This window comes from Campylobacter showae, assembly GCF_004803815.1.
Taxonomy (GTDB): Bacteria; Campylobacterota; Campylobacteria; order Campylobacterales; family Campylobacteraceae; genus Campylobacter_A; species Campylobacter_A showae.
On record NZ_CP012544.1, the window covers coordinates 1 to 24,509 of the forward strand.

The window sequence follows — 24,509 nt, forward strand, 5'->3', positions numbered from 1 at the left end:
TTGGTCGCAAACGAGGTTTTGGAGCTACTTTCCAAAGAAATTTTACCGTCGGAATTTGAATGCTACATCAAGCAGCTTAAATTTAACGAAAAAAGCTCAAATTCAACGAACGTCGTATTTAACGCGCCAAACGAGATTATCGCCAAATTTATCCAGACCAAATACGCCTCTAAAATCGCTCATCTTTTTGAGGTAAAAACCGGACAAAAGCCCGTGATCAACGTCCAAGCCGCGACAAAAACGCAAAGCAAACCGGCTAAAAAAGTGGACGTAAAAGAGATAAAAGCGCAAAGCAGCCTGCTAAATCCAAGCTACACTTTTGAAAATTTCGTTGTCGGCGACTCGAATCAGTTTGCATTTTTAAGCGCAAAAGCTGTTTCCGAGCAGCTGGGTAAAATTTACAATCCGCTTTTTATCTATGGCCCGACTGGACTTGGCAAAACTCACCTTTTACAATCAGTCGGAAATTTTTGCCTAAACGGCGGTAAAATGGTCATTTGCGTAACAAGTGAGCAGTTTATCACGGACTTTACTTATAACCTCAACAACCACTCGATGGAGCGATTTCGCGAAAAGTACCGAAACTGCGACGTTTTGCTCATCGACGACGTGCAGTTTTTAGGCAAAACGGATAAAATCCAAGAGGAATTTTTCCACACGTTTAACGAGCTTCACGCTAAAAACGGTCAGATCGTAATGACATCAGACCGCCAACCAAAGCTGCTAAAAGGCTTTGAAGATAGGCTAAGAACGCGTTTTGAGTGGGGTATTATCGCCGATATCACACCGCCGGAGCTCGATACTAAAATCGCAATAATCAAGAAAAAATGCGAATTTGATAAAATTTACCTCGACAAAGACGTCATAAACTACATCGCTACAAATATGGGCGATAACATCCGAGAAATCGAAAGCGCGATAATAAATTTAAACGCTTACGCAAGGCTCATGAGACAAGAAATCACGCTAGAATTTGCCAAAAATATCCTGCGCGATCAGATAAAAGAAAAGCGCGAAAATATAAATCTAGAAAATATCGTTGAAATCGTAAGCAAAGAGCTAAACGTCAAACCAAGCGAAATGAAAAGCAAATCACGCTCAAAAAATATCGTCGAAGCTAGGCGCATCGTGATATATCTGGCTAAAAATTTGACGCCAAACTCGATGCCGCAGATCGCTCAGTTTTTTAATATGAAAGATCACTCAGCCGTAAGCCACAGCATAAAAAAAATAAACGAGCTAATAGAAACGAACGAATATTTTAAAGTTCGCGTCGAAGAACTAAAGAATAAAATTTTAACCAAAGAGTAAAAACGTGAATAAAAGTGAAAAAATAAGCAGTTTTTTTAACGCCGCAAATGCCATATTTAAAGCAAATAAAAGCAGTTTTAAACTTTTCACGCCACCTACTAATGCTACTAAAAGAAATTTAAAAACAAAAGGAAAAAAATGAAAGTCGCGATTAATAAAAACGCTTTAGAAAGCATCGTAACAAATAGCAATTCTTACCTAGAGAAAAAAGATCTAAGCGCTATAACTTCGCATATATTTATCGGAGCTAAAGACGGTATCCTAAATATCAAAGCAACAGACCACGAGATCGGCCTAGCATATGAGCTCTCAAATGTCAAAATCATGGACGAGGGAAATGCTACTGCAAACGGTAAGAAATTACTTGACATCATAAGAAGCCTAAAAGACGAAGAAATCACACTAGAGACAGTAAATAACTACCTCTATATAAAACAAAAAAACTCAAAATATAAGCTTCCGATGTACAAATTTGAGGATTTTCCAAATTTCCCGACAGTAGAAAATAAAAATAAATTTGAAGTCGACGCCGTAATGCTTGGACGAAGTTTAAAGAAAATTTTTACAAGCATCGACAATAATAACCCTAAATTTGAGCTAAACGGCGCTCTTATTGACATTAAACAAAACTACATAAACATAGTCGGCACCGACACGAAAAGGCTTAGCGTATTTAGATTTGAAACGCCGACTCAAAGTGAATTTTCGCTAATAATCCCAAAAAAAGCTATTAGCGAGATACAAAAGCTATTTTTTGACAAGATTGAAATTTATTATGACGATACGACTCTAATCGCACAAAGCGCAAATTTCGAGTTTTTTACAAAGCTTATAAACGGCAGATTTCCTGACTACAACAGAGTAATTCCGCAAGAAATCAAACGAAGACTAAGACTAAGCAGAGATAAGATGATAGAAGGCATCAAAACCGTCTCAATCATCTCTGAGAGCACGAAAATAGTATTTGCTCCTCAAACCATAAGCTTTGAAAGCATCGTCGAAGATAACTCGGAAGCTAAAACGACGATAGAATTTGCAACCGGACTTGAAGAAGAAATCTACGTCGGCGTGAAAAATAGATACTTGCTTGATTTCCTACAAAACATCGAAGAGGAACATTTCGAATTTGGATTTAACGACTCAAATTTAGCCTTTACGGTGAGCTCAAACGAGCTAAAAACGGTAATCATGCCGATAAATTTATAAAATAACAAAGGTAAATAATGCAGCAAAATTACGGCGCGGAAAATATTAAAGTTTTAAAAGGGCTCGAAGCGGTTAGAAAACGCCCCGGCATGTATATCGGCGATACTAACATAAGCGGCCTACATCACATGATCTACGAGGTCGTCGATAACTCAATAGACGAGGCGATGGCTGGCTACTGCGATACGATCGATATCGAGCTAACGCGCGAAGGCTCGGCGATAATCAGCGATAATGGTCGCGGTATACCGGTAGGTATGCATCCGACGGAGAAAATTTCAGCTGCAACGGTCGTTTTAACTGTGCTCCACGCAGGCGGTAAATTTGACAAGGACACTTATAAGGTCTCAGGCGGTTTGCACGGCGTGGGCGTTAGCGTCGTAAACGCGCTTTCTAAAAAACTAGTCGTGAATATCAAACGCGACGGCAAACTACATAGACAAGAATTTTCAAAAGGTATCCCTCAAAGCGACCTTGAGGTTATAAAAAATACAAATAGAACCGGTACTCAGGTAGAGTTTTGGCCTGACGATAGTATTTTTGAGGTTACTGAATTTGACGATGAAATTTTAACCAAACGCTTTAGAGAGCTAGCCTATCTAAACCCGAAGATCACGATAAATTTTAAGGATCAAAGAAACGGCAGGAAAGAGAGTTTTCACTACGAGGGCGGACTTGAGAGCTTTGTAACCGATTTAAATAAAAACGAAGCCGTAAGTAAAGCGGTATCTTTTAGCGGAGGCGAAGAGGACGTTTTAGTAGATTTTGCCTTGATGTACAACGATACTTATAGCGAAAATTTACTAAGCTTCGTAAATAACATCAAAACCCCTGACGGCGGTACACACGAAGCGGGATTTCGAGCGGGTCTAACTCGCGTGATAACAAACTACATCGCCGCAAACGCCGCAGCCCGCGAAAAAGACACAAAAATCACGGGCGAAGATATCCGTGAGGGCCTTATCGCAGTTATTAGCGTAAAGGTACCAGAACCGCAGTTTGAGGGCCAGACAAAAGGAAAACTAGGCTCAAGCTACGTAAAACCGATCGTTCAAAAGATGGTTTTTGAGGTACTTAGCAAGTATTTTGAAGAAAACCCGATCGAGGCTCGCGCGATAATGGAAAAAGCGCTGATGGCGGCGCGCGGACGCGAAGCTGCCAAAAAAGCTCGCGATCTAACGCGTAAAAAAGAGGGTTTAAGCATAGGAACGCTGCCTGGCAAACTAGCCGACTGTCAGAGTAAAGATCCAACGATCAGCGAGCTTTATCTGGTGGAGGGCGACTCTGCGGGCGGCTCGGCTAAACAAGGACGCGATAGAGTATTTCAAGCGATTTTGCCGCTAAAAGGTAAAATTTTAAACGTCGAAAAATCACGTTTAGATAAAATTTTAAAATCTGACGAGATAAAAAATATGATAACCGCTCTAGGCTGCGGTATCGGCGACGAATTTGACGCTGAAAGGCTTCGCTACCACAAGATCATAATCATGACTGATGCCGACGTCGACGGTAGTCATATTCAGACGCTGCTTTTAACGTTTTTCTTTAGATTTTTACACAAAGTCGTGGAAAACGGTCACATCTATCTAGCTCAGCCGCCTCTTTACCGCTATAAAAAGGGTAAAAAAGAGATTTATCTAAAAGACGAAAGAGCGCTGAATGAATTTCTAATAGAAACCGGCATCGAAGGTGTCGAGTTTGAAGGTATAGGAAATGCTGATCTCATAGACTTTTTAAAGATAGTCGCGGCTTATAGAAGCGTGTTAAAAGAGCTTGAAAAGCGATTTAGCATGATTTCTGCTGTTAGATATATGATCGAAAATCCGGACATCGTTTCAAAAAGCTACGGCGAAATTTATGAAATTTTGAAAAATTATTTAGAGGCTCAGGGGCACAATATTCTAAACTCCTACGTTAGCGAAGACGAAGCTAGAATTTACGTACAAACCGAAAGCGGCCTAGAAGAGCTTTTGGTTAATGAAAATTTATTTACAAATCCGCTTTACGAGGAGGCGCTTTATATCAGCCAAAAGATAAAAGAGCGCGGTATTGAGCTAAAAGGCGATGTGATAGACGTGCTAGACGAGATAGAGAAAAATGCCAAAAAAGGCGCCTATATCCAGCGCTATAAAGGTCTTGGCGAGATGAACCCCGAACAGCTATGGGAAACGACGATGAACCCTGAAAATCGCCGTTTGCTAAAAATAAACATAAACGATGTAGTAAGTGCCTCAGATACGTTTAATCTATTCATGGGCGACGAGGTCGAACCGCGAAGAAACTATATACAAGAGCACGCAAAAGACGTGAAACATTTGGACGTATAAATGCTAAAATCAGAACTAAAAGAACGATCAAATAGGTTTAAAACCGCGCTCGAGGTATCCTCGATATTTATTTTTAGCGTTATTATTTTGGTCTATATTTTTGTTAAAAAAGACCAAATAAATTTTGACTCTGATGATATTATTCTGATTGCGATTTTGGTTTTGTGTCAGGTTTATTTTACGGCCTACAAAATTTATCAAAGCTTTCAAACGAGCGTACTCGATCAAGTAACAAAAGCCTATAATAGAGACGAAATTTTAAGACTTTTATCAAAGCAAGCTTCTAAATTTAAAGGCAAAAGCGGCGGCAATATGCTAATGCTAAAGATAGAAAATTTAAACGATATAAACGAGCGTTACAGCTTTGTTAGCACCGATATTTTGCTCAAACGACTAGTCGAGCGGCTGGAGAAATTTTTAAACGAAAAAGTGTCTAAAAACACGCTCATCGGTAGATATTCAAACGAGTATTTTCTAATATTTTGTGAGAGTAAAAGTACCGAGCTTATCCATCTTTTAAACGTTTTTGAAAAGAGCATTTTAAGCGACGGAATCTACAATATCGAGCTAAAGATCAAATTTGACGCTATCGACATAAATCACTCGGCAAGCCTCAAAAACTCGGTTTCTTATCTCATCCAAAAGCTAAACGAGAGCGATAACGAGGATAAAGTGGACATCACCGACGATCTTGAAAAAGATGTCTGTAACTGTATCGATATGCAAAGATTTATCTTCCAAACTCAGCTTGTTAAAAGTCTTCGTTTCGGGCAAAATTTGAAAAATATCATCGTAAAAGTTTACACCGATAAGCAAGGTCTCGTCTCAAAGGCAAAAGTGCAAAATATCGCGAACAAAAACGGCTACGAGGTGCTTTTTGACATAAATGTCATTAAAAAGCTATCTGAGCTTAAATTTAAAGACGAAGATCCGATCGTGATCGAAATTTCGTCGGTTTCGATTAGAAATTTGAAATTTACGAATTTTATAAAAGAGTTCGTACAGCTAGGCAAAATCGATCCAAATCGCATTATTTTCGAGTTTAGCGAGAAGCTGGTATATGATGAGATAAATAGATTTAGAGAAATTTTGACGGAGTATAAAAACCTAGGTTTTCGCTTTGCGCTTAATAAATTCGGCGGCAACAACGCGGGCTTTGAATATTTTAAATATTTGCCGATAGATTTTGTTATCTACGATATCGAATTTAACAAAAATATCAAAAACGACAAATTTAAAACTCTGTTTGAAAATCTAAATTTGACCGCAAAAAGAGTAGGCGTAAAATCCATCGTGAGATTTGTGGAGGACGACGAGTTTTACAACATCGCGGAGCGCTATCAGACCGACTTCGCGCAGGGCTTTTTCATAGAGAAGCCAAAAGAAATTTAAAGGAAAAAAATGCAAGAAAATGAGGTTGTAGAGCCAAAATACGGCGAGAAAATAATAAGCGAATTTGACGTAGAAAAAGACCTGGAAATCTGGGAAAACAAGCACGAGCGCGACTATAAGATCAAGATCACGTTGCCGGAGTTTTGCTGCTTATGTCCGCGCTCGGGGTATCCTGATTTTGCGACGATATATCTTGAGTACGTGCCGGCTAAATTCGTCGTCGAGCTAAAAGCGATCAAACTCTACATCAATAGCTTCATGACGCGCAACATCAGCCATGAAGACAGCATAAATGAGATTTACGGCGTTTTAGAGCGAAAACTGGCTCCAAAATGGATGAAGATCACGGGCGATTTTAACCCGCGCGGCAACGTCCACACGATAATTGAAATTTGCTCGGATGAGATAATCAAAAAAACGCAAGAACAAAGCTTTGAAGCGCCGAAATTTGAGAAATTTACGCGAGATAGCGATCGAAGTTTCGATAGAGGCGGTTATGGAGCACGCGAGTCTAAATTTAGCAAAGACGGCTCTCGCGGCAAGAGTTTTGGAGCCGATAAAAAAGGTGCGAAAACCGGCGATAGAAAACCTCGCGCGAGTAAAGATAAATTTGACGATAAACCGCGAAGGGCTGGTAGTAAAGAAGGTTTTAAAAAGCCTGAATTTGCCGGCGAAAAGCGCGCCCGCGTCGTGAAAAAATCATCGGAAGATAAATGATAAGCGCGCAGCTCATCGAACACATCTTTAAAGCCGCGTCCATCTCGCGCTGGAACGACTATCCAAAGATGACGAATTTAGTCGAGCTTGATAAGCAGGCGCATAAATTTATCATCGCGTATTTCATCGCAAAGCTCGAGCACGGCGCCGATATGAACTACATCATCGAGGCGGGTATTTTCGAGTTTCTCGCGCGAGTCGTAGTCACGGATATACGCCCCGACGTGTTTCATCAGATGCAAAAAACCAAAAACGAGCAAATAAACGCCTGGGTATTAACGATCCTAGAAGGGCTGGTAAAAGACGTCGAGGGCGGTAAATTTTTAGAGCGGATGCGCCGCTATCTCACGCACAAGGATAAAGCTCACGCCAAAGAGCGCCTGATCCTAAAAGCCGCTAGCTATCTCGCGACGCGCTGGGAGTTTTCGATCGTTTATCAAACGAGCAAATTTCTAAGCGACATAGACGAGCTAAAAGCGCGCGTGGAGGAGGAGCTGGAGGATTATTACGAGCTAATAGGCGTGCGTAAAATCGTGATGAACCAAAAGCTAGCCAAGCTAGTCGATCTAGCCGGCAGACTGCGCTTTCAAAAGCGCTGGGCGCAGACGCCTCGCATCCCTGAAACAGCGGTTTTAGGCCACATGTTAGTCGTGGCGATTTTGAGTTATTTTTACTCGCTTGAGGTTAAGGCCTGCAAAACGAGGCTAGAAAATAACTTCTTTTGCGCGCTCTTTCACGATCTGCCCGAGTCGCTAACGCGCGATATCATTAGCCCCGTAAAATACGGTATCGAAGGGCTAAACGAGATAATCAGCGAATACGAAATGCGCCTGATAGATGAGAAAATTTTGCCTTTCGTACCTGAAAATTTTAGAGACGAGTTTAGTTATATCCTCGGTATCCGCATGGAGAACGGCAAATTTATCAAAAATGAGTTTGAAAATAGGATCTGCGAGAAAAAGCCTCTACACCACGAGGGCACGATGGAGAATGTAAACGAGGATAAATTTAACGCCATCGACGGCAAAGCGCTTAAATTTTGTGACAAGCTCGCGGCGTTTTTCGAGGCGGGGATCTCGATCAGCTACGGCGTGAAGTCAAACGAACTAACCGAAGGTTTTAATAATATGGATAAATTTTTTCAGAAAAATCAGAGCTTGGACGGAGTGAATTTTTTAAAAGTTTGCGATGATTTTAAGGAGCATTTTTCGCTTTTACAGGTTTAAAAACCCTCTCTCAGATGACTGCGGCACACGCCTAGCCTAAGTGCTCTGCTGTGTTCCCACCCTGAAGCGGTGCCTAGAAGAGACATTGCACAGGTCTAAGAAAGGGCAAGAGCGATTTTACTCAAATTTTACTTAAATATATTTTAGGCGGCAACATGGGATTTGATATAAAATGTAAATTTTTGTCGTTGTTTAGGGAGTTTTTGGTCTATCACCACCGCTCGCTCGAGTTTCGCGCGAAGATATTTGCGGCTATCATCTCGGCAAAACTCAATCCCGAAGAGGACGATTTTGCAAATTTATACGATATCTCGAGCGAAATTTACGGCGGCGACGAGAACCGCAAACGCGTACTTATCGAAACCACCAGAGAGTATGTCTCCCGTATCAAACGCAAAGACCCGATGACGCTTGATAGCTTGCTCTTAGCGATCGATCAGGCCATCAGAGCGAACAAAAACTATGCGCTAAAGATCGACTTCGAGCACCTACGCAGGCTCATCGACGCCGACGAATACGAAGGCCTCGTGCAGCAACGCGTGTATGATTTCTTGTTATACGAGGTAAAAACCTACGCACCAAACAGATAAAACGTCAAATTCGAAGGTCAAATTTCGCCTATTTTTGCTGCTTTTTTGCGGTGCTTTTTATTCGGCTTTTTATTACGGATCTGATTTTTTTGCTGAAGATGTGCTTGATGACGGCATTTACAAAGAGGTCGATATGTCGGAGGCCGGCAGCGCGACCGATATAAATTTTACCGTCAAAAAGGCCGGTATCTACGAGATAAGTTTCATCTACGCGCAAGATCCGCAAAAGCAAAAAGAGGAAGAAAAGCTTAGCGAGGAGGTATTTCCCGGATACGGCAGCGAAGAGTTTACGAAGTGGTTTTGCGAGAAGTCTACAGCCGCTAAGCTAGCCGGTTACTACGGCTATACGACGCAAGGCGTCCCTGAGCCTATGGGTACGAGCGAAGAGGAAAAATCGGCCTGCACAGGCGAAAAAATCTTGTTAAAAGTAGCACTAAAATCCATGCAAAACCGTGAAATAAGCTACGCAAAAGGCGGCGAGGCAAACAAATTTAAGCACCCTAACCGAAACCTTTGATCTGTCAAAATACGGCGCGACTTCATGGTACAGCACGCCAAACGGAGGCTTTGCGCACGATAAAGTTTTGCTCCGCACTGAGTTCGAAAAAGGCGAGTATAGCGTAAAAATGCAGGCTCTAAGCGACGCACCCGAGCTAAAAAAGATCGTGACTTTTATTAAAATTAGCAGATATCACAACTGAAAGTGATGATTTGGGAGATTTTGCACGTCAAATTTGACTAAATTTACTAAAAATTCCTAAGTCCTATTTCTAAATTTGAACGTATCAAATTTGGATCAAATTTAGCCTTCGCCTGCGTCAAATTTCCGAAATTTTCACCCGTGTCTAGGAAATTTTGCAGGTAATAAACGCCTCTGTATCCGTGCTCGTACAAAATCTCGCTCATAGCAGAGATATCGGTCTCGTCTAGCAAGTCCGCATGCACCGTCGTTCTAACCTCAAATTTAAGGTCGGTTTGCAGCAAAAACTCAAGTGTTTGCAAGAAATTTTTATACAAATTTGAGCCGGTAACCTTTAGAAATTTCTCCTTCGGCGCTTTAAAATCAAGCGCGATATAGTCGATCAAATTTAACGAGATAGCCTGCCCAAGCGCGGTCAAATTTGAGCCGTTGGTATCGACTTTGAGTGAAAATCCGCGAGACTTTACCTCGCTAGCTAGCGGCAAAAACGCGGGGCTAAGCGTGCATTCGCCGCCGCTAAAAACCACTCCACTAAGCTTGCCTTTGCGCTTGTCTAAAAATTTGATAAACTCAGCACGGCTGATCTGTCCGGCGCCCGTGACGATAGAGACGTTGTAACAGTAGGCGCAGCGCATGTTGCAGCCCGCAAACCACGCTATACAGGCCGTTTTGTCGGGGTAGTCGAGAGTCGTAAAGGGGGTGAGCGAGTAAAGCGGAAAATCAGCGTCTTTCACGTTTTACTCGCAGGAGTTTAGCGGGATTTTGGCTCGCAAAATTTGACGCGCTCTTTGTGCTCGCCTTTTTTGCCGAGGTTAAAGCTCTCTACCGGGCGGTGGTAGCCCATTACGCGGGTGTAGACGACGCATTTCGTGCGCTTTGCCTCAAGCGAAGCTAGGATTTCTTTGTCGCTCATTTGTCACTCCTTGATAATTGATGTCAAATAGTATAGCACTTTGTAGATAACTACCGTCTTAAATTTCTCGGCACGTCTTTGTTTTTCAGCCATTGTTAAAAGTATGGTAATATCCACGTTACGATTAAATTTAAAACAAAGGAAAAATATGACAAAAGTCAAATTTCACGGCGCAGACGTCGCGCTAAAAGGCGAAGAGGTATTTGTAGGTTCGTATGCGCCAGAGGTCGCGCTAGTCGGGCAGGATCTAGGCGAGTTTAAGGTCGGCGGCAACAACGGCATCGAGATACTAGTCGCAGTGCCGTCGCTAGATACGGGCGTTTGTGCGACTGAGACGCGTAAATTTAACGAAAAAATGGCAGCGAAACAAGCGATCAAACTAAGCTTGATTTCTATGGATCTGCCGTTTGCGATGGGGAGATTTTGCTCTACGGAGGGCATCAAAAATTTAAAAGTCGGCAGCGACTTTAGAGCTAGAGAGTTTGGCGAAAAATACGGCATAATCATCGGCGAAGGGCCGCTTGCGGGGCTTTTAGCTAGAGCCGTTTTCGTTATCAAAGACGGTGTCGTCATCCACAAACAAATCGTCCCAGAGATCACGGACGAGCCGAACTACGACGCGGTATTTGACGCGATAAAATCAAGCGGAGGTTGTGGGTGCGGGTGTATGTAAGCCGCGAAATTTAAAGGCCGCGAGAGCGGTCTTTTCTGCAAAAATTATCAAATTTTTACACCTAAATTTGCTTCTCATCTTTTAATATAACGATATCAAATTTTAACTAATATCCATAAAATTAAAATTATTTTTGCCAGCGCCTGTGAATTAACGGTGTAGAGAGTTTGGTAAAACCAAATATAGAAAAAGCGAGCCACGCTTAAATTTGCTTGGATTTTATGGCAAATTTAAGCACTCACCAGTAAAATTTAATCTAAATTTTACTGACACCCCTCGCACTCGATTGAGCGATCGGCGACGTTGTTTAGCTTTTCGCTATCCGGGCTTTCGGAGCGTAGATAGTAGGTCGATTTTAGTCCCAGCTCCCACGCGAGCGTGTAAATTTCGCTCAGATATCCGCCGCTAGCTTTGTCTAGGCTCATGAAAATATTTAGGCTCTGGCCCTGGTCGATCCACTTTTGGCGGATGGCGCCGGCACGCACGAGTACGCGCTGATCTAGCTCGTAGGCAGGCGTATAGAACTGCCACGTCTCAGGGCTTAGATTTGGCACGACGTTTGGTATCATGCCGCTTAGGTTGTGCTCGAACCATTTGCGCTTATACACGGGCTCGATCGTCTGCGTGGTGCCCACGAGTATGCTGATGCTTGATGTCGGCGCGATCGCCATCAGATAGCCGTTCCGCATGCCGTCTTTTTTGACTTTTTCGCGTAGTTTGCTCCAGTCGCAGGCATTTTCGTCAAAGAGCCCGCCTCTGTCGTTTAGAAGCGCTTTGGCGTTTGCGTTTGCCGTATCGATAGGCATCACTCCCCTGCTCCACTTTGAGCCTTCAAAAAGCGGATACACGCCCTTTTCTACCGCCAAATTTGAGCTGGCGTAGATGGCGTTGTAACTTATGTTTTCCATCACGCTATCGATCAGCGCTAGGTGCTCGTAGCTGCCCCATTTCACGCCGCGCTCGGCTAGCATCTGCGCCTCGCCCATGACGCCAAGGCCGATCGAGCGGGAGGCCAGGTTGGTGTGCTTGACCTTTTTGTGCGGGTAGAAATTTAGATCGATGACGTTATCTAGCATACGTACGGCGATCGGTACGACGCGCTCGATGTCCTCTTTTTTGTTGATTTTGCTTAAATTTATGCTCGCGAGGTTGCACACGGCGGTTTTGCCCTCGACGCTTTCTTTTTCGACGATGAAAATTTGTTTCCCATCGATGCTATCTAGCGCGCTTAGCTTTTTGGCCTTTTTGGTTATGCCGCTATCAACCGTGACGTCTTCTTCTTCGTCAAATAGCTGCTCGGAGCCGCCCTCAAACGTGATCTTGATCTTGTAGTAGTTTGGCTGCGTATTTTGGAAAATTTCGGTGCATAAATTTGAGCTTCTGATGATACCGTCGTGATCGTTTGGATTGGCTTTGTTGGCATTATCTTTAAAGCACAAAAACGGCATGCCAGATTCAAAATAGCTAGTTAAAATTTTCTTCCACAGCTCTTTTGCCATGACGACGTTTTTTTGGATCTTTTCGTCGTTTTCGTATGCTATGTAGCGAGCCTCGAACTCATCGCCGTATAGATCGCACAGATCGGCGACCTCTGCCGGGTCAAATAGGCTCCAGCGTGCGTTTTCTTTAACGCGTTTCATGAAAAGGTCGTTTATCCAAAGCGCTGGAAATAGCTCGTGCGCTCTGCGGCGCTCTTCGCCCGAGTTTTTGCGAAGATCTAGGAAGTCGCTCACGTCCATGTGCCACGGCTCTACGTAGACGGCTATCGCGCCCTTTCTCGTGCCTAGCTGATCGACGGCGACGGCGATGTCGTTCGTGACTTTTAGAAACGGGATGATGCCGCCGGCTGCGTTTTTATGTCCGTCGATGCTGCCGCCCATAGCGCGCACCTTGCACCAGTCCCAGCCGATACCGCCGCCAAATTTGCTAAGTAGCGCCATCTCTTTGTAGCTATCAAAAATACCCTCGATATTATCGGGCGTACTTCCCACGTAGCAAGAGCTTAGCTGATGGCGCGTCGTGCGGGCGTTTGAGAGCGTCGGAGTGGCGAGCATGACTTCAAATTTAGATATGAGGTCGTAAAATTTCTTCGCCCAGCCTTGGCAGTCTAGTTCGTTTTGCGCGAGGAACATCGCGATCGCCATAAACATATGCTGCGGAAGCTCTATCGGCGCGCCGCTGCGGTCTTTGATGAGGTAGCGGTCGTATAGCGTCTTGATGCCTAGATAGGCAAACTGCAAGTCGCGCTCGGGCCTGATGTAGTCGTTTAGGTCGTCCAGGTCGTATTTTTCTTTTAGTCCAGGGATGACGCGGCCCGCTTTTTCGCCCTTTTGCAGATAGTCGCGTAGGTGGTTGTAGCCGCTAAAGCCCGTGACCTTGTGATAAAGGTCGTACAGAAATAGCCTCGCCGCGACGAAGGTCCAGTTGGGGCGGTCGATGTCGATCTTTTCGACGGCTGTTTTGATTAGCGTTTGCTGGATCTCCTCGGTCGTGATCATATCGCGAAATTGAATTTTCGCATCCACCTCAAGCTCGCTTAGGCTCACGTTTGCTAGCCCAGCGACCGCCTCGCTTGTGTATTTTTTGATTTTGCTTACGTCAAGCTCTTCCGTGCGCCCGTTTCGTTTTAGTACTTTCATTAAATTTCGCCCTGCTTTCCGAATACTCTCTTAAATATCCCATCCACGTGCCTGGCGTAATACGCATAATCGAAGCACTCTTTGATCTCGGCTTCGCCTAGGCTTGCGCGTAGCTCCTCGTCGGCGAGCAAATTTTGCAAAAACAGGCTCTCGCCGTTTTCGTTTATCGCCTTTTTGCCCTCTTGCAGATCCGCCCAGACCTTCATCGCGTTGCGCTGTACGATCTTGTACGCATCTTCGCGCGAAATCCCGCGCTGCGGAAGCTGTAGAAGCACGCGCTGAGAAAAGACGAGCCCGCCGGTTAAATTTAGATTTTTCATCATATTTTCCGGATAAACTACCAAATTTGCGATCAAATTCGTAATGCGCGCAAGCATAAAATCGGCCGTGATGAAGGCGTCCGGCAGGATAAATCGCTCGACCGAGCTGTGGCTGATGTCGCGTTCGTGCCAGAGCGCGACGTTTTCGAGCGCCGGTGTCACGTATGAGCGCAGCATCCTGCAAAGGCCGGTGATGTTTTCGCTAAGCACGGGGTTGCGCTTGTGCGGCATCGCGCTGGAGCCCTTTTGACCCGGGCTGAAGTACTCCTCAGCCTCGTAAACTTCCGTCCTTTGAAAGTGACGCACGGCGACGGCGATCTTTTCGCAGGTGGCGGCTAGGACGGCGATCGCGCTGATGACGTGGGCGTAGCGGTCGCGCTGGATGACCTGATTTGACGCGGGAGCCGGTTTTAGACCTAGCTGCTCGCAGGTTAGCTCCTCAAACTCGAGCGGTGCGTGAGCGAAATTTCCCATCGCGCCGCTTAGTTTGCCGTAGGCGGCGACTTCTTTGGCGTCTTGCAGTAGCTTTAGCGCTCGCGCGACCTCGTCGTACCAGACCGCAAGCACGAGTCCGAAGGTGATCGGTTCGCCGTGGATACCGTGGCTGCGGCCGACCATCATCGTGTTTTTGTGCTCATGTGCTCTGGTTTTGATCGCGCTCATGAGGCCCTTTACGTCCTCGATAATGAGCTCCATGCTGCTTTTGATCTGAAGCGCGACGGCGGTATCGATGCAATCTGAGCTAGTCATGCCGTAGTGCACGAAGCGGCTCTCCTCGCCCAGGCTCTCGCTCACGCTCGTTAGAAACGCGATCACGTCGTGCTTGGTCGTCTTTTCGATCTCGTCGATGCGCGCTACGTCAAATTTAGCGTTTTTGCAAATTTTCTCGCAGTCCGCATCGCTGATAAAACCCAGCTTATTCCATGCCTTGACCGCGGCCTTTTCGACCTCCAGCCACGCGCTGTATTTTGCCTGCGTATCCCACTTCTGCGCCATCTGTTCGCGCGAATATCTCTCTACCATTTTTAGCCTTTTTTATGCGAATTTTTGTATAATTTTTTTAGGAAAGATTATACAAAAACTGGGCTGAAAAGGCGGTTAGTATCCGCTAAATTTGCCCTTAAATTTTAGATTTAAAGAGTGAAAATTGCCTTATATTCATAAATTTATCGCGCGTGCCGAAGGGCAAAAAGCGTATGAAATTTTACTGCAAAACGGTTATAAAATGCGCGAAGTCCAGCGCCTAATCGACAAAGGCAGGCTTACCTGCGACGGCGCGGTTGTCAGCGAGAAAAATGCTTTGCTAAGCGGTGAAATTTGTCTGATAGATTATGAGACGAATCCGCGCGGTTTACAGCCGATTTTTGAGTGCGATAAATTTGCTGTTTTTGATAAACCAAGCGGTGTGCTCAGTCACCCAAACGGCAGGCACTGCGAGTACTCGCTAAATGACGAAATTTGGTCGCTCTACGGCCGAGAGGCGTCGGTCGCACATCGGCTGGACTGTGAAACTAGCGGACTCATCGTCGTGGGTAAAGATAAAAACGCGGTCGTAAATTTGAAAAAACTTTTTGAAAACAGACAGGTTTATAAAAGTTACGTCGCGCTCGTGTACGGCAAAATAAGCGAAAATTTGCATATCGAAGCGAATATGGATCTAGCAAACGACTATGACGACGTGAAAATGCGAATGCGAATTTGCGAGGACGGCAAAGGCGCTGTGACGGAGATTTTGCCGATAGAGTATTTTGCCGATATCGATGCGACTCTGGTGCGAGCCGTACCGCTCACAGGCAGACAGCATCAAATTCGTTTGCATTTGTTCCACGTGGAACATAAGATTTTAGGTGAACCGCTATATGGTCTCTCGCGACTGCAAATCGAGAAAATTTTAGATAAAGAGATGAACGAAGCCGAGCGAATTTTGATAACAGGCGCACCGAGGTTGCTACTACATTCGGATGAAATTTGCTTTAAATTTGATGGCGTAGAGTACAAAATAAAATCAAAATTTGACGCTAGAAACGAGTTTTACAAGCTCGTAAAAATCAAAATAAAAGACAAGCGATGAAGTTAGACATCAAGCAATTAAAATCAGAATTTGAAAGCGAGCTAAATACGCAAAATTGGTTTAAAAATATCGGCAATCACTCGCTAGATACCGATAAAAATTTCGCTCCGTTTTGCGTCAAATTTGCAAAATTTGAGCAGTTATCAAAGCTACTAAAGTCAAACGAGTGGAGCGATATCGATCTTGATATTTTTGCCGAAATTTGCTGTTTTAGTGATCAAATTTTACGGCAGTACTCGCTGACGGATGAGCTCGCAGGCGCGGCTCGGGAGATTTTGTCAGTTAAAAAAGATCATCTGATCCAAGATATCCGGGCACATGACTTACCGGCTGAAACTTATGATTATTCGGTGCTTCCGATTGTTTTGCGCGCATTTCAAGAGTACGGCATACGTAAAATTTGCCCGAATTTCCGCATTGATTTCAATACAAATTTGCTAAAAATATTAAATTTAGGCTACCTTCCTTGCGGTTGGAAGCATAATGCGCCAAAGCTCCGGCAGGCTTATAATCCGATTACCTTTGTGGGCGATAGCGTAAGGCAGCGGGATAAATTTAGCTACGGCGACGGAGTGTTGTATGTTTATTAAAAAATAGAATTTAACCATAATTAATAAAATCTAGGATTTTACTCTAGCGCTATTGTGTTATAAATTTTCTACTGATTTGCCTCATAGTTTGAAAATAATCGCCGAATTTTTTCTCGACTTTTTTGAAGTTTTTTATCTTATATACATCTTTTTTGTCGCGATGACAGAGGATCAGATAGGTCGTAAAGTGTAAAATATCTAAAATTTCGGCCCTTAAATTTTTATCTTCTATCTCGGTTTCTAGGCAGACTTTTAGGATTTTCTTAAAAACTTTCTTATCGAAATAGCAAAAATCATAGAGCAAAACGAAAAACGAGTTATCGTTATTTCTATCTATTTGCTCATACAAGAATGCTATATCATCGGTCGCGTTTGTCATAAAAAGCCGTTTTTATAATTAGTCCAAGCCCGATAAAAACCACAACGCAAACGAAAACTATCTGGGATATATCAAGTAGCGTCATTTTGCCGTCTTGGCTAGCGTTTTGCCGCTCATTTGGTTGTCGCGCTCTTTTAGTTGACCGCACGCCGCGCTGATGTCAAGGCCCTTGCTCTGTCTGATAGTGCAGGTCACGCCGTGATCGCGCAGATATGTCTGAAACGCCTCCATATCGGCCGTGTTCGGGCGTCCGTATTCGCTGCCTTCGTGCGGATTAAAGTAGATCAAATTTACCTTTGCTTTGATGCCGTGCAGCAGCGAAACGAGCTTTTTAGCATCTTTTATACCGTCGTTCATGTCTTTTATGACGAGATACTCAAACATCACTCGCTTGCGCATATCGATCGGAAAACCCCTCACCGCCTCCATAACGGACTCGATTTTGTAGGCGTTATTTATAGGCATTAGCTTGCTGCGAAGCTCGTTAGTAACGGCGTGCAAAGATATTGCTAACAGCACGCCCAGATCCATCTCGCCGAGCTTTTTTATCTGGCTACCCAGCCCGCTCGTACTAACGGTCTGGCGGCGCGGCGTGATAGCTAACCCATCGTTTTCTTTTAAAATTTTTATGGCTTTACTAACGTTTTCTAGGTTGTCCAGTGGCTCGCCCATACCCATATATACGACGTTTACGCGGCGTTCGTAGGGGATTTTGTTTTCTCTTTTTATACATAAAATTTGCCCTACAATCTCGCCCGGCGTTAGGTTTCTCGTTAGTCCGCTCTTGCCCGTTAGACAAAACGAACAGCCCATACGACAGCCTACCTGGGAGCTAACGCAGATCGTATAACGAGCATGGCGTGTTACCTCGCCGTTTTCGTCGTTTAGCTCCTCTTTCATCGGTAGCAGTACGCTTTCGATACGCAGCCCGTCTTTAAGCTCGAAAAGATACTTTATAGAGCCATCGGCGCTACGTTCAAATTTGACGCACTTTAGCGGATCAAGGTAAAACTCCTGGACCAAATTTGCGCGCAGATCCTTCGGCAAATTTAGCATTTCATCAAAACTAGTTGCGTTTTTTTTGTATAGCCACTCAAAAATTTGCTTCGCGCGAAACGGCGGTGAGAGCTGATCTTTTAGCTCATCTAATGTAAAATCAAGCAAATTTTTCAAATGATTTCCTTTTGTTTTAAGTATTTTTCAAGCTCTTTTTTTGCTTGCTCGTGGTTTTTGATAAAGTCTGCGTGTGCGTTTTTGTCACAGAAATTCGTCGCAACGAATATACCGTAAGCGGGGATTTGGAATTTTTGCGCGACTTTGAGGACGGCAAAAAATTCCATATTTTCTAAAAAATATCCGCAATCAAAAAGCTCATGAGCCAAATTTTGATCGGTCGTGATAAAATTTGAAGAATTTACCTTGCATGTTCCACGTGGAACAACAGAAGCGATTTCACTTTCTATCGGCGAATAACTCTTGTTTTCTAGGCTTGAAATTTCGATATTTGCCGCAGACGAGCTCTCGTAAATTTCAAAAACTTCACCGTCTTTGTAAAGTCCTGCCGAGCCTATAAAAATGATTTCACTCGGCAGCGCATTTAAAATTTTATCCGGATTTTGTGCGGATTTCGCGCTTTGCAAAATAGGTGAATCAATCAAATTTAGCCTCTCGTCAAGCTGCTGATTAGCCGTCAAATTTTGCTCGTATTTACCGCAACCATCAACCATAGCTCGCTTTTGTAAAAGCGCCGTCAAATTTATGCTCATATCTACTAGCCCGACTCCCATAGGTAGCGTGAAAGGAAATATCTCGTTTCGTCCTGCTGAGATAATCATACCCTGCCCTTTTGCGCGCTAAATTTGAGCTCAAATTTCACAGTCTGACCTCGATGCCGTTTTGTCTGAGGTATGTTTTAAGCGCCTTAATCTCGATCTCTCTAAAGTGAAAGATCGACGCCGCTAGGCATGCGTCCGCGCCCGCTAAAAATGCGTCCTTAAAGTGCTCCATTTTGCCCGCACCGCCGCTTGCGATCACGGGGATATCAAGCTCGCTAAAAATCCGCGTTAAATTTAGCTCAAAGCCGTTTTTAACGCCGTCGCAGTCCATCGACGTGAGTAAAATTTCACCCGCACCGCGCTCCTGCGCCTCTTTCGCCCAAGCAAGCGCGTCCCTGTCGGTATCTAGCCTACCGCCGTTTATAAAAACCCTATAACTCTCGCCCGTTTTCTTCGCATCGATTGCGACTACGATGCACTGCGAGCCGAATTTATTCGCCGCTTCGTCTATCAAATTTGGATTTTTTATCGCGGCGGAGTTGAGGCTTATTTTGTCGCAGCCGACGTTTAGCAGGCGCGAGATATCGTCGATCGTGCGTATGCCGCCGCCTACTGTTAGCGGGATAAAAAGCTCGCGCGCGACCCGCTCTACGACATCCACGATCGTATCGCGCTCAAGGTGTGACGCCGTGATATCGAGGAAGCACAGTTCATCCGCGCCCTCCTCATTGTAGCGTTTGGCTATCTCGACCGGATCGCCCGCGTCCACTAGACCTACGAAATTTACGCCCTTTACCACGCGTCCGTCTTTGACGTCTAGGCACGGGATTATGCGTTTTGCAAAATGATTCATCGCTCTTCTTTAGCTAAAATTTTGCTTTATTTTAGCTAAATTTGACTTATCTAATCATTACATAAGATATTTTTGGGTAAAATCGGCGAAATTTAGGAAAAAAATGGAAAATATTAAAGCAAAAAAATGCTTCGGACAAAATTTCTTACACGACGAAGCGACGCTAAACAAAATCATCCAAGCGATTCCCAAAGATACGCAAAATATCGTTGAGATTGGGCCTGGCTTAGGTGATTTGACATTTAGAATTTTGCGGATTTGCGGCGTAACTAGCTACGAGATAGATACTGAGCTTTTTGCGCTGCTGCAGAAAAAATTCGCAAACGAAATTCAAAACGGACGATTGAAACTTTTTTGCAAAGACGCGCTGGATCAATGGAGCGAAGACGGCCTAAGCTATGAGCCGTATTTTTTAGCGGCAAACCTGCCCTACTATGTCGCTACGAAAATGATCCTAAATGCGATCGAAGACGAAAAATGTCGCGGCCTGGTCGTGATGATACAAAAGGAAGTCGCGCTTAAATTTAGCGCAAAAAGCGGCGATAGAGATTTTAGCTCTTTGGCGATTTTAGCCTCGCTTCAAGGCGGCTGCGAGCTGCTTTTTGACGTGGCTGCGAGCTGCTTTAACCCACCGCCGAAGGTAACTTCCTCGGTTATAAAACTGCAAAAAAGTAAAAATTTAATAGGCGAAACGGGCGTATTTAAGAGTAAATTTGAATACGAAAAATTTAAAACTTACCTCAAAATCGTCTTTAGCGCGCCTAGAAAAACGCTGATGAAAAATTTGAGTTCAAGCTATGAAAGGCCTGAAATCGAACGAATTTTCAGCATGCTAAATTTGAGCGCACACATCCGTCCGCATGAGCTAAATGTCGATCTTTATCTAGAAGTATTTAAAAATTTAAAGGAAGATAATGAACGACAAAAACGAAGAAAAAGCGGTGGCCTCTCAGGGCAAGAGCAATAAAAAGCGCAGATTTCGCCCGAGAAATAAAAATAAACAAGAAAATTTAGATCAAAACGCGCAAAACGGCGAGCAAAAAGCTAGTCAAAGCGTGATAGATAATTTCTTTTTAGAGCCTTTTGACGGCGGCAAACAGCATACTCAAAACGGCGAACAAACTAACGCTAACAAACAAAACGGCAAAAAAAATCGCAGTAAAAATAACAAACAAAACTCCCAAAACAGCGCGCAAAGCGAAAATAAAAACGCTAACAAGCAAGCCGCTAACGCCGAAAATCAAACGGGCGAAGCTAAGCCTAAAAAACAGCGAAAGCCGAAGAAAAATTTACCCGCCAAGCTAAGCGGAAACGAGCAGTGGCAGCAAGATATCGCCGCATCTATGGAGGCAAACAAAGCCGTCCACGAACTGCGCCTGGAGCCGATGAAATACCTAAACTCCACCGATCACAGGATCCGTATCACGCCTCTTGGCGGACTAGGCGAGATCGGCGGAAATATGACGATATTTGAGACCGACACGAGCGCGATCATCGTCGATATCGGCATGAGCTTTCCTAGCGAGAGTATGCATGGCGTGGATATCCTGATCCCCGACTTTGACTACGTGCGCAAGATAAAAGATAAGATAAAAGGCGTCGTCATCACGCACGCCCACGAGGATCACATCGGCGCGGTGCCCTACTTTTACAAAGAGTTTAAATTTCCGATTTATGCTACGCCGCTACCGCTCGGTATGATAAATAATAAATTTGAAGAGCACGGGCTAAAACAGGAGCGTTCGCTTTTCCGCTCGGTCGAAAAGCGTAAGCCGTATTTGATAGGGGATTTTGAGGTCGAGTGGATACATATCACGCACTCTATCATCGACGCCAGCGCGCTTGCCATCACGACAAAGGCGGGCACCATCATCCACACGGGCGACTTTAAGATCGACCACACCCCGATCGACGGCTATCCTACCGATCTGGGGCGCCTAGCCTACTACGGCGAGCGCGGCGTGCTGTGCCTCATGAGCGATAGCACGAACAGCTACCGCGAGGGCTTTACGAAAAGCGAAAGTAGCGTGGGTAAGACCTTTGACGCGATTTTCTCAAAAGCCAAAGGCCGCGTGATAATGAGTACGTTTAGCTCCAACATCCACCGCGTCTATCAGGCGATCGACTGGGGACTAAAATACAACCGCAAGGTCTGCGTCATCGGCCGCAGCATGGAGCGTAACCTCTACACGGCGATGGAGCTTGGCTACATCAAACTCGATAAGAAAATTTTTATCGACGCTAACGAGGTCGGCAAATTTAAAGATAACGAAGTGCTGATCGTCACCACCGGCTCTCAGGGCGAGACGATGAGCGCGCTGTACCGCATGGCTACGGATGAGCACAAATATATCAAAATAAAGCCGACCGATCAGATCATCATCAGCTCAAAGGCGATCCCTGGCAACGAAAGTAGCGTCTCGACTGTGCTAAATTTCCTCATCAAATCAGGCGCTAGCGTCGCGTATCAGGACTTTAGCGAGATACACGTGAGCGGTCACGCGGCACAAGAGGAGCAAAAACTGATGCTGCGCCTGATAAAGCCTAAATTTTTCCTCCCCGTTCACGGCGAGTACAACCACATCGCAAAGCATAAAGAAACTGCCGTGGCATGTGGCGTGGATGAGCGAAACATCTACCTGATGAGCGACGGCGATCAGATAGAAATTTGCCAAAAATACATGAAGCGCGCCAAGACGGTAAAAACGGGCAAGGTCTTTATCGACAACCAAATCAACAAGCAAATTTCAGACGACGTCGTGATCGATAGGCAAAATTTGGCCGAAGCGGGCGTCGTGATGATCATCGCGCAAATTTCCCGCCACGGCGCTAAGCTCATCAACAAGCCTCGCGTTATCAGCTACGGACTCGTGGGCGATAAGCAAGACGGTGAGTTTAGAAAAGAGATGGAGGGCGTGCTGGAGCAGTATCTAAGCAACGTCAAAGAGGAGCTTTTAAAAGACGGCAGGATACTCGAGGGGCAGGTGCGCCAAGTCATCCGCAAGCATATATTTAGAAAAGTCAAAAAGTATCCGACCATCGTGCCGATCATATACCTGATGTAAGGGCGCAAAATGAGCGATATAATAAAAATAGCCGCTAATGTGCTAAAAACGGAAGCTAACGAGCTAACAAGAAATGCCGAAATTTTAGATGGCGAATTTGAAAAAGCGGTTGAGGTTTTATATAAAACCAAAGGCAAAGTCGTGGTTACTGGCGTGGGTAAGAGCGGACACGTGGGCGCAAAGATCGCCGCGACGCTTGCTAGCACTGGTACGCCTAGCTTTTTCATGCATCCGACCGAGGCGATGCACGGCGATCTGGGTATGATCGGCAAGGATGATACGCTACTAGCTATCAGCTTTAGCGGCGAGAGCGAGGAGCTAACCAAAATCCTGCCTCACGTGCAGCGTTTTGGCGTACCGATAGTTGCGATGGCGAGGGATAAATTTAGCACGCTCGGTAAATTTAGCAACTCGTTTGTGAAACTTGACGTTAGCAAAGAAGCCTGCCCGCTAGATGCCGCGCCAACTAGCTCTACGACGCTAACGTTAGCCCTAGGCGATGCGTTAGCCGTTTGTTTGATGGAAAAGCGAGGCTTTAAAAAAGAGGATTTTGCGAATTTTCATCCCGGTGGCAGCCTTGGTAAAAGGCTATTTCTAAAAGTAAAAGACGTTATGAGAAGCGAAAATTTGCCTATAGTCCGCTGGAATGCGAGCCTAAAACAGGCGATCGACACGATGACGCACGGCAAACTCGGTACAGTTTTGATCGTCGATAAAGACGGCGTTTTGGACGCTATTTTAAGCGACGGAGACCTTAGGCGCGCGCTGATGAGAGAGGATTTTGATCTAAACGACGCTGCGATCAAATACGCGACGCTAAAACCAAAAGAGCTAAATGATAAAGAGATGTTAGCGATAGATGCGTTAGCGCTCATCGAGCGTTACAAGATCCAGCTACTAGCCGTCGTAGAAAACGGCGTTCCGGTCGGCGTTTTACACATACACGACCTTGCAAATTTAGGACTATAAAATGCAAAAAAGCAGACTAAACAAATTTATATCGCATAACACGAGTTATTCACGCAGAGAGGCCGACGAGCTCATAAAACAGGGCAAAGTTAGCGTAAATGGCCGCGTCATTAGCGAGCTAGCCACTAGCGTTAGCGATGAGGATAAAGTAAAGATAAACGGTCGCATAGTAAGGCTAAAAAAAGAATTTACGATGATCGTTTATCACAAACAAAAAGGCGAGTTGGTTAGTAAAAAAGACGACCGCGGACGCAAAACGATTTATGATAGCCTTGACCGACAGTTTGCTAAATTTGTTAGTATCGGGCGGCTTGACTACGCTAGCGAGGGACTACTTTTACTAACGGACGCACCGGCGATCGCTACCGCACTGATGAACAGCGACGTAGAGCGCGAATACTATCTAAAAGTAAAGGGTGAGATAACGCCTGAGGTTATAACGGCGATGAACGAGGGGTTTTTCGCCGCGGACGCTACTAAAGGCGCGCATGCTAAAACTGCGATAAAGTCGATGGAATTTAAGCCTTTTTTAGACTATAAAATTTTTGGCTCAAGCGGCGGCTTTACAAAGCTAAAAGTCGTGATAAACGAAGGGCAAAACCGCGAACTACGCAGGTTTTTCGGATATTTCGACCTTGAGGTAATGGATCTAAAACGAGTTAGTTTCGGCCGCGTGGATCTTGGCATGCTAAAGCCCGGCAAATGGCGTTATTTTGAAAACGGCGAATACGAAGCGCTGAGGGATTTTCTAAAGGTAAATAACGTTAGGTACTAACCTTTTGTAAAACGTTAC

The 24,509-nt window shown here is 44.7% G+C and carries 24 protein-coding genes and 1 other RNA gene; 15 read left to right on the forward strand and 10 right to left on the reverse strand.

All coding sequences use genetic code 11. The features are described 5' to 3' along the window. From dnaA to CSHOW_RS00030, 6 genes are all read left to right on the forward strand, one after another. On the forward strand, nt 1-1,311 hold the full coding sequence (gene dnaA, locus CSHOW_RS00005) for a chromosomal replication initiator protein DnaA (protein WP_004321713.1): 1,311 nt from the start codon (nt 1-3) through the stop codon (nt 1,309-1,311). A 138-nt stretch (nt 1,312-1,449) separates the two neighbouring features. Further along, a complete protein-coding gene (gene dnaN, locus CSHOW_RS00010) occupies nt 1,450-2,517 on the forward strand; it encodes a DNA polymerase III subunit beta (RefSeq protein ID WP_004321720.1) in 1,068 nt (355 codons plus the stop codon). Between the two features lie 17 nt (nt 2,518-2,534). Next, nucleotides 2,535-4,844 (forward strand): DNA topoisomerase (ATP-hydrolyzing) subunit B, encoded by a 2,310-nt coding sequence (gene gyrB / locus CSHOW_RS00015; RefSeq protein ID WP_004321722.1) that lies wholly within the window; start codon nt 2,535-2,537, stop codon nt 4,842-4,844. Next, nucleotides 4,845-6,236 (forward strand): EAL domain-containing protein, encoded by a 1,392-nt coding sequence (locus CSHOW_RS00020; protein ID WP_004321724.1) that lies wholly within the window; start codon nt 4,845-4,847, stop codon nt 6,234-6,236. Between the two features lie 9 nt (nt 6,237-6,245). Next, nucleotides 6,246-6,953 (forward strand): preQ(1) synthase, encoded by a 708-nt coding sequence (queF, locus tag CSHOW_RS00025; protein WP_004321727.1) that lies wholly within the window; start codon nt 6,246-6,248, stop codon nt 6,951-6,953. Next, nucleotides 6,950-8,179 (forward strand): HD domain-containing protein, encoded by a 1,230-nt coding sequence (locus tag CSHOW_RS00030; RefSeq protein ID WP_004321729.1) that lies wholly within the window; start codon nt 6,950-6,952, stop codon nt 8,177-8,179. The genes queF and CSHOW_RS00030 overlap by 4 nt, the downstream gene beginning before the upstream one ends. Before the next feature lie 4 nt (nt 8,180-8,183). Here the strand turns inward: CSHOW_RS00030 and ffs are convergent. Beyond that, nucleotides 8,184-8,281: signal recognition particle sRNA small type (gene ffs, locus CSHOW_RS00035), an RNA gene on the reverse strand. 53 nt (nt 8,282-8,334) lie between these two features. Here ffs and CSHOW_RS00040 point away from each other — a divergent pair. Next, a complete protein-coding gene (locus CSHOW_RS00040; RefSeq protein ID WP_004321731.1) occupies nt 8,335-8,769 on the forward strand; it encodes a hypothetical protein in 435 nt (144 codons plus the stop codon). Between the two features lie 100 nt (nt 8,770-8,869). Then, nucleotides 8,870-9,286, forward strand: a complete 417-nt coding sequence (locus CSHOW_RS00045; protein WP_157753479.1) for a hypothetical protein — start codon at nt 8,870-8,872, stop codon at nt 9,284-9,286. Nucleotides 9,287-9,516: 230 nt separating this feature from the next. Here the strand turns inward: CSHOW_RS00045 and CSHOW_RS00050 are convergent, their stop codons facing one another. Both CSHOW_RS00050 and nrdD read right to left on the reverse strand, forming a co-directional pair. Next, nucleotides 9,517-10,203, reverse strand: coding sequence for an anaerobic ribonucleoside-triphosphate reductase activating protein (locus tag CSHOW_RS00050; protein WP_004321736.1), 687 nt, complete (start codon nt 10,201-10,203; stop codon nt 9,517-9,519). 17 nt (nt 10,204-10,220) lie between these two features. After that, nucleotides 10,221-10,382 (reverse strand): anaerobic ribonucleoside-triphosphate reductase, encoded by a 162-nt coding sequence (gene nrdD / locus CSHOW_RS00055; RefSeq protein WP_004321737.1) that lies wholly within the window; start codon nt 10,380-10,382, stop codon nt 10,221-10,223. Between the two features lie 148 nt (nt 10,383-10,530). On the opposite strand from nrdD, the gene tpx reads away from it, so the two are divergent. After that, the gene (gene tpx / locus CSHOW_RS00060) at nt 10,531-11,055 is read left to right on the forward strand and encodes a thiol peroxidase (protein WP_004321739.1); all 525 of its coding nucleotides are present in this window, start codon (nt 10,531-10,533) and stop codon (nt 11,053-11,055) included. Nucleotides 11,056-11,318: 263 nt separating this feature from the next. Here the strand turns inward: tpx and CSHOW_RS00065 are convergent, their stop codons facing one another. Both CSHOW_RS00065 and purB read right to left on the reverse strand, forming a co-directional pair. Next, a complete protein-coding gene (locus tag CSHOW_RS00065; protein WP_004321741.1) occupies nt 11,319-13,694 on the reverse strand; it encodes a ribonucleoside-diphosphate reductase subunit alpha in 2,376 nt (791 codons plus the stop codon). Continuing rightward, a complete protein-coding gene (gene purB, locus CSHOW_RS00070) occupies nt 13,694-15,037 on the reverse strand; it encodes an adenylosuccinate lyase (RefSeq protein ID WP_004321742.1) in 1,344 nt (447 codons plus the stop codon). The genes CSHOW_RS00065 and purB overlap by 1 nt, the downstream gene beginning before the upstream one ends. Before the next feature lie 124 nt (nt 15,038-15,161). On the opposite strand from purB, the gene CSHOW_RS00075 reads away from it, so the two are divergent. Then, nucleotides 15,162-16,085, forward strand: a complete 924-nt coding sequence (locus CSHOW_RS00075) for a pseudouridine synthase family protein (RefSeq protein ID WP_004321744.1) — start codon at nt 15,162-15,164, stop codon at nt 16,083-16,085. Beyond that, nucleotides 16,082-16,675 (forward strand): hypothetical protein, encoded by a 594-nt coding sequence (locus tag CSHOW_RS00080; RefSeq protein WP_004321746.1) that lies wholly within the window; start codon nt 16,082-16,084, stop codon nt 16,673-16,675. Before CSHOW_RS00075 ends, CSHOW_RS00080 begins: the two co-directional genes overlap by 4 nt. A gap of 49 nt (nt 16,676-16,724) precedes the next feature. On the opposite strand, the gene CSHOW_RS00085 is transcribed toward CSHOW_RS00080, so the two are convergent. Genes CSHOW_RS00085 through hisF form a run of 5 tightly spaced genes read right to left on the reverse strand, consistent with a single transcriptional unit; the run spans nt 16,725 to nt 19,682 of the window. After that, nucleotides 16,725-17,054: a hypothetical protein gene (locus CSHOW_RS00085; RefSeq protein WP_004321748.1), complete on the reverse strand. Its 330-nt coding sequence runs from the start codon at nt 17,052-17,054 to the stop codon at nt 16,725-16,727. Next, nucleotides 17,035-17,139 carry a cellulose biosynthesis protein BcsF gene (gene bcsF / locus CSHOW_RS10615; protein WP_081451819.1) on the reverse strand — a complete coding sequence of 35 codons (105 nt, stop codon included), beginning with the start codon at nt 17,137-17,139 and terminating at the stop codon, nt 17,035-17,037. Before bcsF ends, CSHOW_RS00085 begins: the two co-directional genes overlap by 20 nt. Next, nucleotides 17,136-18,227, reverse strand: coding sequence for a dual-specificity RNA methyltransferase RlmN (rlmN, locus tag CSHOW_RS00095; RefSeq protein ID WP_004321750.1), 1,092 nt, complete (start codon nt 18,225-18,227; stop codon nt 17,136-17,138). The genes bcsF and rlmN overlap by 4 nt, the downstream gene beginning before the upstream one ends. Then, the gene (locus CSHOW_RS00100) at nt 18,224-18,889 is read right to left on the reverse strand and encodes a hypothetical protein (protein ID WP_004321751.1); all 666 of its coding nucleotides are present in this window, start codon (nt 18,887-18,889) and stop codon (nt 18,224-18,226) included. Before CSHOW_RS00100 ends, rlmN begins: the two co-directional genes overlap by 4 nt. 37 nt (nt 18,890-18,926) lie before the next feature. Further along, nucleotides 18,927-19,682 (reverse strand): imidazole glycerol phosphate synthase subunit HisF, encoded by a 756-nt coding sequence (hisF, locus tag CSHOW_RS00105; protein WP_004321753.1) that lies wholly within the window; start codon nt 19,680-19,682, stop codon nt 18,927-18,929. A gap of 103 nt (nt 19,683-19,785) precedes the next feature. On the opposite strand from hisF, the gene rsmA reads away from it, so the two are divergent. The 4 genes from rsmA to CSHOW_RS00125 are packed head-to-tail and all read left to right on the forward strand — an operon-like array spanning nt 19,786 to nt 24,491. After that, nucleotides 19,786-20,649, forward strand: a complete 864-nt coding sequence (gene rsmA / locus CSHOW_RS00110; protein WP_004321755.1) for a 16S rRNA (adenine(1518)-N(6)/adenine(1519)-N(6))-dimethyltransferase RsmA — start codon at nt 19,786-19,788, stop codon at nt 20,647-20,649. After that, nucleotides 20,597-22,747, forward strand: coding sequence for a ribonuclease J (locus tag CSHOW_RS00115; RefSeq protein WP_171992798.1), 2,151 nt, complete (start codon nt 20,597-20,599; stop codon nt 22,745-22,747). The genes rsmA and CSHOW_RS00115 overlap by 53 nt, the downstream gene beginning before the upstream one ends. 9 nt (nt 22,748-22,756) lie before the next feature. After that, nucleotides 22,757-23,716 carry a KpsF/GutQ family sugar-phosphate isomerase gene (locus CSHOW_RS00120; protein WP_004321759.1) on the forward strand — a complete coding sequence of 320 codons (960 nt, stop codon included), beginning with the start codon at nt 22,757-22,759 and terminating at the stop codon, nt 23,714-23,716. A 1-nt stretch (nt 23,717) separates the two neighbouring features. After that, complete coding sequence (locus CSHOW_RS00125) at nt 23,718-24,491, forward strand: pseudouridine synthase (RefSeq protein WP_004321761.1); 774 nt, start codon at nt 23,718-23,720, stop codon at nt 24,489-24,491. Nucleotides 24,492-24,509: the final 18 nt, after the last annotated feature.

What these genes read in the sequence shown, in the direction of transcription:
- dnaN (WP_004321720.1), top strand. Translation starts at nt 1,450, where the DNA reads ATGAAAGTCGCGATTAATAAAAACGCTTTAGAAAGCATCGTAACAAAT.
- gyrB (WP_004321722.1), top strand. Translation starts at nt 2,535, where the DNA reads ATGCAGCAAAATTACGGCGCGGAAAATATTAAAGTTTTAAAAGGGCTC.
- CSHOW_RS00020 (WP_004321724.1), top strand. Translation starts at nt 4,845, where the DNA reads ATGCTAAAATCAGAACTAAAAGAACGATCAAATAGGTTTAAAACCGCG.
- queF (WP_004321727.1), top strand. Translation starts at nt 6,246, where the DNA reads ATGCAAGAAAATGAGGTTGTAGAGCCAAAATACGGCGAGAAAATAATA.
- CSHOW_RS00030 (WP_004321729.1), top strand. Translation starts at nt 6,950, where the DNA reads ATGATAAGCGCGCAGCTCATCGAACACATCTTTAAAGCCGCGTCCATC.
- CSHOW_RS00040 (WP_004321731.1), top strand. Translation starts at nt 8,335, where the DNA reads ATGGGATTTGATATAAAATGTAAATTTTTGTCGTTGTTTAGGGAGTTT.
- nrdD (WP_004321737.1), bottom strand. Translation starts at nt 10,382, where the DNA reads ATGAGCGACAAAGAAATCCTAGCTTCGCTTGAGGCAAAGCGCACGAAA.
- tpx (WP_004321739.1), top strand. Translation starts at nt 10,531, where the DNA reads ATGACAAAAGTCAAATTTCACGGCGCAGACGTCGCGCTAAAAGGCGAA.
- CSHOW_RS00065 (WP_004321741.1), bottom strand. Translation starts at nt 13,694, where the DNA reads ATGAAAGTACTAAAACGAAACGGGCGCACGGAAGAGCTTGACGTAAGC.
- purB (WP_004321742.1), bottom strand. Translation starts at nt 15,037, where the DNA reads ATGGTAGAGAGATATTCGCGCGAACAGATGGCGCAGAAGTGGGATACG.
- CSHOW_RS00080 (WP_004321746.1), top strand. Translation starts at nt 16,082, where the DNA reads ATGAAGTTAGACATCAAGCAATTAAAATCAGAATTTGAAAGCGAGCTA.
- CSHOW_RS00085 (WP_004321748.1), bottom strand. Translation starts at nt 17,054, where the DNA reads ATGACAAACGCGACCGATGATATAGCATTCTTGTATGAGCAAATAGAT.
- bcsF (WP_081451819.1), bottom strand. Translation starts at nt 17,139, where the DNA reads ATGACGCTACTTGATATATCCCAGATAGTTTTCGTTTGCGTTGTGGTT.
- CSHOW_RS00100 (WP_004321751.1), bottom strand. Translation starts at nt 18,889, where the DNA reads ATGATTATCTCAGCAGGACGAAACGAGATATTTCCTTTCACGCTACCT.
- hisF (WP_004321753.1), bottom strand. Translation starts at nt 19,682, where the DNA reads ATGAATCATTTTGCAAAACGCATAATCCCGTGCCTAGACGTCAAAGAC.
- rsmA (WP_004321755.1), top strand. Translation starts at nt 19,786, where the DNA reads ATGGAAAATATTAAAGCAAAAAAATGCTTCGGACAAAATTTCTTACAC.
- CSHOW_RS00115 (WP_171992798.1), top strand. Translation starts at nt 20,597, where the DNA reads ATGAACGACAAAAACGAAGAAAAAGCGGTGGCCTCTCAGGGCAAGAGC.
- CSHOW_RS00120 (WP_004321759.1), top strand. Translation starts at nt 22,757, where the DNA reads ATGAGCGATATAATAAAAATAGCCGCTAATGTGCTAAAAACGGAAGCT.
- CSHOW_RS00125 (WP_004321761.1), top strand. Translation starts at nt 23,718, where the DNA reads ATGCAAAAAAGCAGACTAAACAAATTTATATCGCATAACACGAGTTAT.